Here is an 8,000-nt window from a genome sequence, read left to right as displayed (position 1 = left end):
GGCGTGCGAAACGACCAGGAGCGAGCAACCGTGCAAACCCGATCGACCCCCGACGGGTCCACCCCCCACCTCCCCCATCGGGGGACGCCGTGCTGAACACCGTCGGAGACATCCTGCTGGGAACGGTCGTGGCCATCGTGGTCACCATCGGCACCGGCTACTTCGTCGCCCAACAGTTCGCCTGCACCGCCGTGGACCGCTCACAGGTGCGAGCCGGGGCCGCCACCGGCGACCCACGATGGCGACGCGTACGCGCCATCACCGACCGCACCTCCTTCACCCTCTCCGGCGCCCAGTTCGGCATCATCGTCACCACCCTCATCGTCGGCTTCGTCGCCGAACCCATGGTCGGCACCGGACTGGGCGTGCTGCTGGAGGCGGCGGGGCTGCCCGAGGGCACCGGGCCGGTCATCGGCACCACCCTGGCGCTGCTGTTCGCCACCGTCATCCAGATGGTCTTCGGTGAGCTCCTGCCCAAGAACCTGGCCATCACCCGCCCCGCCCCGGTGGCTCGTGCCCTGGCCCTGAGCACCGGCGTGTACCTGGCGCTGTTCGGATGGCTCATCTGGATCTTCGACCGATCCGCCACCGCCCTGTTGCACCTGATGCGCATCGAACCGGTCCACGACGCGGCCACCGCCGGCGACCTCAGGCACATCCTGGCCGAGTCCCGCCGCAGTGGAGACCTGCCGGAACAGATCTACGGCCGCCTCTCCCGCGCCCTGGACTTTCCCGAACGCACCGCCGAACAGGCCATGACCCCTCGGGCCCGGACCATCACCGTCCACGCCGACCAACCCCTGGCCCGGGTGGTGGGGCTCATGGCGCGCGGCCGCTCGCGCTTTCCCGCCCCGGCGACCGGGTCCACCTGATCCTGCCCTCGCCGGTGGGTGGGGAGGAGGCGGCCCGGGTCGAGCTGACCGTCCGGGTCGACACCGTCCGCCATCACGTGCCCGAACGCCTCGCCCTGCGTCTGGACGTGACCGAGGGAGCCGCCGTATGAGCGCGATGGATCCCGTCCTGGTCCTGACCCTGACCGTCCTGTTCATCGCCTTGAGCGCGTTCTTCGTGGTGGTGCAGTTCTCCCTGGTCGCGGTGCGCCGCCACCGTCTGGAGGAGGCCGCCCGGGACGGCGTCGCCGCACGGGTGGCGCTGCGAGGCATGCGCCGGGTGTCCCTGCTGATCTCCGGCACCCGGTTCGGCATCACCCTGGCCACGCTGGCCCTGGGTTCGGTGTCCAAGCCGGCCGTGCACCACACCCTGGAACCCCTGATGGAAGGGGCACTGCCGCCGGCGGTGGCCACCACCGTCTCCTTCACCCTGGCGCTTTTGATCATCTCCTTCCTCCATCTGGTCGTGGGCGAGATGGCACCCAGGTCCTGGGCCCTGGGCAACGCCGAGCGGGCCGTGATCGTCACGGCCCTGCCCATGCGGATGTTCATGGTGCCGTTCCGGCCGTTGTTGGTGGTCTTCAACGGCGCCGCCGACCGGTGTCTGCGTCTGGTGGGGGTCGATCCGTTGGAGGCCCTGCCCTCCGGGCGCGGGCCCGAGGCCGTACGCGAGTTGGTCGAACACTCCGCCGCCGCCGACACCCTGGACGCCGAACGACGCGACCGCATCACCACCGCCCTGGAGGTGCAGGCCCGTCCCCTGGGCGAGGCCCTCACCCCGTCGGAGGAGATCGCTCAGGTGCCCCTGGACGCAGGCCTGGAGCGGATCATCGCGGTGGGTCGCCGGACCGGGCACCTGCGCCTGGTGATCACCGACCACGGCGAACCCGTGGGCGAACTGCACGTGCGCGAGGCCCTGACCGCCTCCCCCGGGACACGGGCCGCCGACCTGATGCGCCCGCTGCTGTCGCTTCCCACGCACACCCCCATGTCGGCCGCCCTGAGCGTGATGCGAGAGGGCCGCTCCCACCTGTGCCTGGTCCGCGACGGGAAGGGCGCCTTGATGGGTCCGGTGACGTTGGAGGACCTGCTGGATCGGCTGCTTCCCGAACGCGCGACGACCTGAACCACCCCGTGAGAGGGGGCGGGTGTCCTCGGACCACCGCCCCCTCTTGCGCCGTGCGCCCCCGGAGGTCATCATCGTGCGGTCCCCGGCAGAAAAATCTTCCTTCTCTTTAAACTCCGATCCCACCAACCCCCTATTCAAACGACGCAAAGGCTCGCAGAGTATGGAGAGGTCTTCGGGAGGGGAGAACCGGAGGGACCCTCGTCCCGATTCCTGACATTCTGGAATTACCAGGCTGTGTTCACCCAAGACCCACCCCTGTACACGCCTCACTGCGATTGCTAGGTTCACGTCATGACCCAACCGCGGGAAATCCGCGTCATCGAGCAGAAAAAGCTCTTGGTCAGCGTCCGCAAGGCCGCCCAAATCCTCGACGTATCAGAGAGAGTGGTCTACGACCTCTGCTACAGCGAAGAACTCGAGTCGGTGAAGATCGGACCCAAGAAATGGATTCGCAGAATCACGTGCGAATCACTCAACGAGTACGTCGAAAACGCCGTACGCGAATCCCGAATCGACCACGAGCACGGATCACAGACACCGTTGAAAGGTGGTGCCCCGTGAATACACTTCCCACGACAGAAAAAGTCCCGGCCCTTCCCGGGCGCGAACCGGACCGACCCGTCGAACCCTTCGTCTGCGGACCCCGCAGATTGACCGCGTGTGCGCGGGACGTGGTGGCCCTGATCGAGGGGGACCCCGGACTGTGGCCGGCCCTGACCACCTGCGTCACCGACACCAACGGGCTGACCACCGTCCACTACGCCGCCGTGTACGGGGGCGGCCTGGCATCTTCCCTGTTCGGTCCCGACGGGGTCGTCTCCCGCTGGCGCTCCCGCCTGCACGCCCCCACCGAGGCCAAGCGAGAACGCGCCCAGGGCCGTGAACGCGTACTGACCCTGCGCGGTCACCATTCCGGCTACGCCGTGACGGTGCTCTTCACCGTCCTGGCCGGCTCCCGCAACCTCGACGCGGACGGCCCGGAACAGGAGTCCCACCAGTGACCCTGTTCCCAACCTCGTCCCGGTTGTTGTACGTGGACGCCAACACCAAGCCCTGGCCGCTCAACCACCACGCCTACGTGCACGCGTGCGCCGAACGGTTGCGCAAGGAGGTCGACCACACACCCCGGGTCCACTTCCCCGAGAGCCACCTGCAGCGGAACGACACCCGCGGAGCGCTGCTGCGGCTGGACGGCCCCGACCACGACGACGTCCTGTTGGCCTGGGACGAACGACGCGGCTGGGCCCGATTGGAATCCTCCGGTCGTCGTCCCCTGGTCCTGGGCGCCGACCCCCTGCTGGAGCCGGAGGCCTTCACCCACGCCGTCACCGCCCTGCTGAGCCCGGGGACCCGACAGCTGGTGATGGTTCTGGACCGCTCCCGCGTCTTCGCCCACCCGGTCGACGTGGTCTTCGAACGCCGACTGGCGGCCTACCGGGACCTGTGAACCACCCGGGAGGGTCCTCCTTTCTCAGGGGAGCGAAAGGAGGACCCCACACCCATCAGCCGACCTTGTGGGCCAGTACCACCGCGTCGGTCATGGTCACCTCGGTGCCGTCCCCACGGCGGCGCGTGCGCGACCGCGGCTCCGCCACCAGCACCCGCCATCGGTCGGATCCCAGTACCGCGGCCACCTCCACGGGCGCCACGTGGGCGCGCCCGTGACCGGCGTGCGGGGCGTGACCGTGGGCGTCGGAGGGGTCGTGGCCCACGATGAGCAGGCGACCGTCCGGTGCGACCCGGTCGGCCAGGTGTTCCACCAGCTTCTCGAAGGGCCCCTCGGGGTGGGCGTAGTGGCTGGTCACCAGGTCGAATCCGCTCAGGTGCGGGTCGAGCGCGGTGGCGTCGGCCCGCACCCATCGGATGCGGGCGGCCGCCTCGGCCTCGACCCGCTCCACCAACGTCCGGGCCCGCTCCAGTGCGTTGGCGGAGATGTCCACCGCGGTGACCTCCCAGCCGTGCCGTGCCAGCCACAGACTGTCGGCGCCCAGCCCCGCCCCGACCTCCAACACACGGCCCGGTTCCAGGTCGTGGGCGGTGGCCACCAGCTGTGGATTGGGCTCACCCGGCCCGTCGGGCCCGTGCTCACCGTGCCCGTGGTTGTCGCGGTAGCGCTCCTCCCAGAACTCCCGGTCGAACTCGCCGTTCATGCGCATCCCCCAACGTCGTCGTTCACAGCCCGTGCCCCGGGACCGCACGCGCGGCCACCTCACGTTCGACCTCGGCGGAGAAGGCGCGCCGCGCCGTCAGGGCCCGGTCGATCTCGGTGTTGATGAGGTCGGCGTTGATCTGCGCCGCGGCGAGGGTTCCGGCCGCGCCGGAGGCCCCCACCTGCGCGGACACGTCGGTGGCGTTGCCCGCGACCCACACCCCCGCCACCGTGCTGCGGCCCGTGGCGTCCACCGGCAGGTGCTCGCCCATTCCCGAAGGGTGGGCCACCGGCGCCAGACCCAGCGGGGCCAGGAAGTCCGCCCTGGCCACCATCCGGGTGGCCACGGCCAGCGCCCGACGCTCCACCAGCTCTCCCCCGGCCAGACGTACCCCGGTCAGGGCATCCGCCACCGTCTCCACCCGCATCACCCGGTCCTCGATCACCTTGATGCCACGTACGGCCAACCGCTCGGCCTGTTCGGCCTCCACCGCCGTCCCGTTCGCGAAGAAGAGCACGTCCGCGCTCCACTGGCCGAACATCAACGCCTGGTGCACCGACATGGGCCCGGTGGCCAGCACACCGATGGGTTCGTCACGCACCTCCCACCCGTGGCAGTAGGGGCAGTGCAGCACGTCGCGGCCCCAACGCTCGGCCAGTCCGGGAATGTCGGGCAGTTCGTCGACCAGTCCGGTGGCCACCAGCAGCCGGGCCGCCCGCATCGTGCGTCCGTCCTCCAACAACGCCACGAACGCGCCGGCCCCGCCCTCGATCGAGCGCACCCGTCCCCGTGTGATGTGGGCTCCATAGGCACGGACCTCGGCCCGGCCCCGTTCCAGCAGTTCGCCCGGGGGTGTGCCCTCCACTCCCAGCAGACCGTGCACCCCGGCCGCCGGGGCGTTGCGCGGCTCACCCGCGTCCACCACCAACACCGATCGTCGGGCCCTGGCCAGGGTGAGCGCCCCGCTCAAGCCCGCCGCGCCGCCGCCGATCACCAACACCTCGTAGAAGTCCTCGACCTGCTCGCCCACTGTGGACCACCTCCACGGACCACGATGCGCCCCACCCCCGACATCCGACAAGTCCTGTTGCCGGTATGGCAAAATACGGGGATGGACCACGACCTCGACCAGGCTCTGAACTCTGTCGGACCACGCCTGCGCACCCTGCGCACCCAACGCGACATCACCCTGTCCGACCTGGCCGCCACCACCGGCGTCTCGGTCAGCACCCTGTCGCGGTTGGAGACCGGCGAGCGCAGACCCACCCTCGAACTCCTGCTGCCCCTGGCCCGCGCCTATGGCGTCACCCTCGACGAACTCGTCGACGCACCACCCACCGGCGACCCGCGCGTGCACCTGCGCCCCACCACCCGTGGCGGGATGACGATGATCCCCCTGACCCGCCGCCCCGGTGGCATCCAGGCCTACAAGATCGTCCTGGCTACGGACCCCGGTCGCCGCGAACCCGACCCCCAGATCCACGAGGGATATGAGTGGCTCTACGTCCTCAACGGGCGCCTGCGCGTGATCCTGGGCGAGCACGATCTCGTCCTGGGCGCCGGCGAGGCCGCCGAGTTCGACACCCGTGTCCCCCACTGGTTCGGCGCCGCCGACGAACAGGTCGTGGAGTTCCTCAGTCTCTTCGGCGCGCAGGGGGAGAAGGCCCATCTGCGCGCTCGCCCCAAGCAGGGTGATCGGCCCGCCTGAGGACCCGTCGGCGCCCTCGACGAAACCACCCGGAACGGGACCGGCGTCGATCCCGAAGTCGTGCGCCCAGTCCTCCTCGATGGCGCGCGTCGACCACCGGGCACCGGTCGGGTCGGCGAAAGTGGGTTGTGCGCAAAAGGCGTGCCCCCGTGGTGGCCAAGGCCCGCGTCAGCCAGGCCCAACTCACCCAACCCGTCATGACCATCACCTGGGCCGCCCTGCTGCTGGGCGAGCCCTTGAGCGGACCCGTCCTGGCCGGTGGCGCGGCCGTGCCGGCCTGCGCCGCCCCGGCGGTACGGGCACGTCTGGAACCGGGCACGCACAAGCGGGGCCGCACCCACACCGGGTGGGTACGGCCCCGCGGGCGAGCGGCTACGCTCAGGCGGTCTTCGCGGTCAGGTTGACCACGATGTTGCCGCGGGTGGCGCGCGAGTAGGGGCACACCTGGTGGGCGTCCTCGACCAGCTTGTCGGCCTCCGCCTGCGACAGGTGCGGCAGGTTCACGGTCAGGTCGACCACCAGGTCCAGGCCCTCGTCCTTGCCCAGGGTGACCTGGGAGTCGATGCTGGATCCGGACACGTCGGCCTTGCTCTGGGCGGCGACCTTCTTCAGGGCGCCGTGGAAGCAGGCCGCGTACCCGACGGCGAAGAGCTGCTCGGGGTTGGTGCCCGGGCCGTCGTCGCCGCCCATGCCCTTGGGCACGGACAGGTCCACCGACAGGCGGCCGTCGTCGGTCTTGCCCGAGCCCTTGCGGCCCTCGCCGGTGACGGTGGCGACGGCCGTGTACATCTTCTGGAAAGCCATGACTTGTCCCTTCCTCAGGGGCCGAGCCGAGAGCCCGGCCCCGTTCGCGATGTGGTTCGGTGTCCCGCCTGGGCGGTCACCGAACGGGTGACGTGGTCGAGCAGCGCACGCAGGTCCTCGACCTTGCCCTCGGGAAGGTCGGTGGCGCACAGGACACGGTGGGGAATCCCCTCGGCGCGCTCGCGCAGCCGCTCGCCCTCATCGGTGAGAGCGACGTGGACGATGCGTTCGTCCTCGGGTCCGCGTCTGCGGGTGAGCAGCCCCGCCCCCTCCATCCGACGCAGCAGGGGCGAGAGCGTACCGGTGTCCAGGCTCAGCGCCAGTCCCAGTTCCTTGACCGGCAACGCCCCCCGTTCCCACAGCACCAACATCACCAGGTACTGCGGGTAGGTCAGTTCCAGGTCGGTCAGGATCTCCCGATAGAGCCCGGTCAGGGCCCGGGACGCGGTGTAGAGGGCGAAGCAAAGCTGGTTGTCCAGAGCAAGGGGATCCCCCTCCTCGGTACCGGCCATGTCCCCTCCCCCGCGGTGCGCGTCTCGGCGTTCGTCCGCCACGCTAACAGAATTTAGTTGTGCACAACACTATTGGGCGCGACTATTTTGGTCGGTGTCGTCCCCTGAAGAAGAAGGAGCGACCCGGCGGGGCCCGCACCCGTCAGGACGTGGGCCCCGCCGATCACCTCACAAGAACTCCACGCCCTGGGCCAAGGGCAGCTCACCGCCGTAGTTGACGGTGTTGGTGGCCCGCCTCATGTACGCCTTCCACGAATCCGAACCCGACTCACGGCCCCCACCGGTGTCCTTCTCGCCGCCGAAGGCCCCGCCGATCTCGGCCCCCGAGGTACCGATGTTGACGTTGACGATCCCGCAGTCCGACCCGGCCGCCGACAGGAAACGCTCGGCCTCGGCCTGGTCCTGGGTGAAGATCGCCGAGCTCAACCCCTGCGGCACCCCGTTGTGCAACTCCACCGCCTCCTCGAAGGTGCGGTAGGACATCACGTACAGGATCGGCGCGAAGGTCTCCTCACGCACCACCTCGGTCTGGGCGGGCATGCGCACCACGGCCGGCTCCACGTAGAAGGCGTCACCGGCCTCCTCCTCCAGCCGGCGTCCACCGCCCACCAGCACCCGACCTCCGTCGCCCTGGGCCCGCTCCAACGCCGAGACCATCGCCTTGTGTCCGCGCTCGCCCACCAACGGCCCCACCAGGGTCGACTCCCGGTAGGGGTCACCGATGCGGTCACGCAGCTGGGCGTAGGCGTCCACCACCCGCTCGCACACCGCGTCCACCACGTCCTCGTGCACGATCAGCCGGCGCAG

Annotated in this window: 12 protein-coding genes; 7 read left to right on the top strand and 5 right to left on the bottom strand. The window is 70.0% G+C overall.

Annotated features, from left to right (window positions below):
- The 5 genes from K8V84_RS08430 to K8V84_RS08410 all read left to right on the top strand — a co-directional run.
- Positions 1–872 (top strand): CNNM domain-containing protein (locus K8V84_RS08430; RefSeq protein WP_304072649.1); only part of this gene is annotated, 872 nt, incomplete at its 5' end.
- A gap of 127 nt (positions 873–999) precedes the next feature.
- Complete coding sequence (locus K8V84_RS08425; protein WP_304072647.1) at positions 1,000–2,016, top strand: hemolysin family protein; 1,017 nt, start codon at positions 1,000–1,002, stop codon at positions 2,014–2,016.
- A gap of 294 nt (positions 2,017–2,310) precedes the next feature.
- Positions 2,311–2,580 carry a helix-turn-helix domain-containing protein gene (locus K8V84_RS08420; RefSeq protein WP_304072644.1) on the top strand — a complete coding sequence of 90 codons (270 nt, stop codon included), beginning with the start codon at positions 2,311–2,313 and terminating at the stop codon, positions 2,578–2,580.
- Between the two features lie 89 nt (positions 2,581–2,669).
- Complete coding sequence (locus K8V84_RS08415) at positions 2,670–3,020, top strand: hypothetical protein (protein ID WP_304072642.1); 351 nt, start codon at positions 2,670–2,672, stop codon at positions 3,018–3,020.
- Positions 3,017–3,466 (top strand): DUF6292 family protein, encoded by a 450-nt coding sequence (locus K8V84_RS08410; protein ID WP_304072640.1) that lies wholly within the window; start codon positions 3,017–3,019, stop codon positions 3,464–3,466. Before K8V84_RS08415 ends, K8V84_RS08410 begins: the two co-directional genes overlap by 4 nt.
- A gap of 55 nt (positions 3,467–3,521) precedes the next feature.
- Here K8V84_RS08410 and K8V84_RS08405 read toward each other — a convergent pair whose 3' ends face one another.
- Positions 3,522–4,169, bottom strand: a complete 648-nt coding sequence (locus K8V84_RS08405) for a class I SAM-dependent methyltransferase (protein WP_304072636.1) — start codon at positions 4,167–4,169, stop codon at positions 3,522–3,524.
- Positions 4,170–4,191: 22 nt separating this feature from the next.
- Positions 4,192–5,199, bottom strand: a complete 1,008-nt coding sequence (locus tag K8V84_RS08400; protein ID WP_304072632.1) for an NAD(P)/FAD-dependent oxidoreductase — start codon at positions 5,197–5,199, stop codon at positions 4,192–4,194.
- Between the two features lie 81 nt (positions 5,200–5,280).
- On the opposite strand from K8V84_RS08400, the gene K8V84_RS08395 reads away from it, so the two are divergent.
- Both K8V84_RS08395 and K8V84_RS08390 read left to right on the top strand, forming a co-directional pair.
- Positions 5,281–5,877: an XRE family transcriptional regulator gene (locus K8V84_RS08395; protein ID WP_304072629.1), complete on the top strand. Its 597-nt coding sequence runs from the start codon at positions 5,281–5,283 to the stop codon at positions 5,875–5,877.
- 128 nt (positions 5,878–6,005) lie between these two features.
- Positions 6,006–6,281 carry a hypothetical protein gene (locus tag K8V84_RS08390; protein WP_304072627.1) on the top strand — a complete coding sequence of 92 codons (276 nt, stop codon included), beginning with the start codon at positions 6,006–6,008 and terminating at the stop codon, positions 6,279–6,281.
- Here K8V84_RS08390 and K8V84_RS08385 read toward each other — a convergent pair.
- From K8V84_RS08385 to K8V84_RS08375, 3 genes are all read right to left on the bottom strand, one after another.
- A complete protein-coding gene (locus K8V84_RS08385; protein ID WP_304072624.1) occupies positions 6,256–6,681 on the bottom strand; it encodes an organic hydroperoxide resistance protein in 426 nt (141 codons plus the stop codon). The genes K8V84_RS08390 and K8V84_RS08385 overlap by 26 nt on opposite strands.
- Before the next feature lie 14 nt (positions 6,682–6,695).
- Complete coding sequence (locus tag K8V84_RS08380) at positions 6,696–7,193, bottom strand: MarR family transcriptional regulator (RefSeq protein WP_304072622.1); 498 nt, start codon at positions 7,191–7,193, stop codon at positions 6,696–6,698.
- Between the two features lie 168 nt (positions 7,194–7,361).
- On the bottom strand, positions 7,362–8,000 hold a 639-nt coding region (locus tag K8V84_RS08375; protein ID WP_304072619.1), incomplete at its 5' end, for an aldehyde dehydrogenase family protein.

It is taken from the genome of Nocardiopsis listeri, from assembly GCF_020741345.1.
Taxonomy (GTDB): domain Bacteria; phylum Actinomycetota; class Actinomycetes; order Streptosporangiales; family Streptosporangiaceae; genus Nocardiopsis; species Nocardiopsis listeri_A.
The sequence above is the reverse complement of the archived record's forward strand: the minus strand, read 5'-3'. Positions and strand labels throughout refer to the sequence as shown.

Excerpts from the sequence above, each read along its gene's own strand:
- K8V84_RS08425 (WP_304072647.1), top strand. The coding sequence starts at position 1,000 with ATGAGCGCGATGGATCCCGTCCTGGTCCTGACCCTGACCGTCCTGTTC.
- K8V84_RS08420 (WP_304072644.1), top strand. The coding sequence starts at position 2,311 with ATGACCCAACCGCGGGAAATCCGCGTCATCGAGCAGAAAAAGCTCTTG.
- K8V84_RS08405 (WP_304072636.1), bottom strand. The coding sequence starts at position 4,169 with ATGAACGGCGAGTTCGACCGGGAGTTCTGGGAGGAGCGCTACCGCGAC.
- K8V84_RS08395 (WP_304072629.1), top strand. The coding sequence starts at position 5,281 with ATGGACCACGACCTCGACCAGGCTCTGAACTCTGTCGGACCACGCCTG.
- K8V84_RS08385 (WP_304072624.1), bottom strand. The coding sequence starts at position 6,681 with ATGGCTTTCCAGAAGATGTACACGGCCGTCGCCACCGTCACCGGCGAG.
- K8V84_RS08380 (WP_304072622.1), bottom strand. The coding sequence starts at position 7,193 with ATGGCCGGTACCGAGGAGGGGGATCCCCTTGCTCTGGACAACCAGCTT.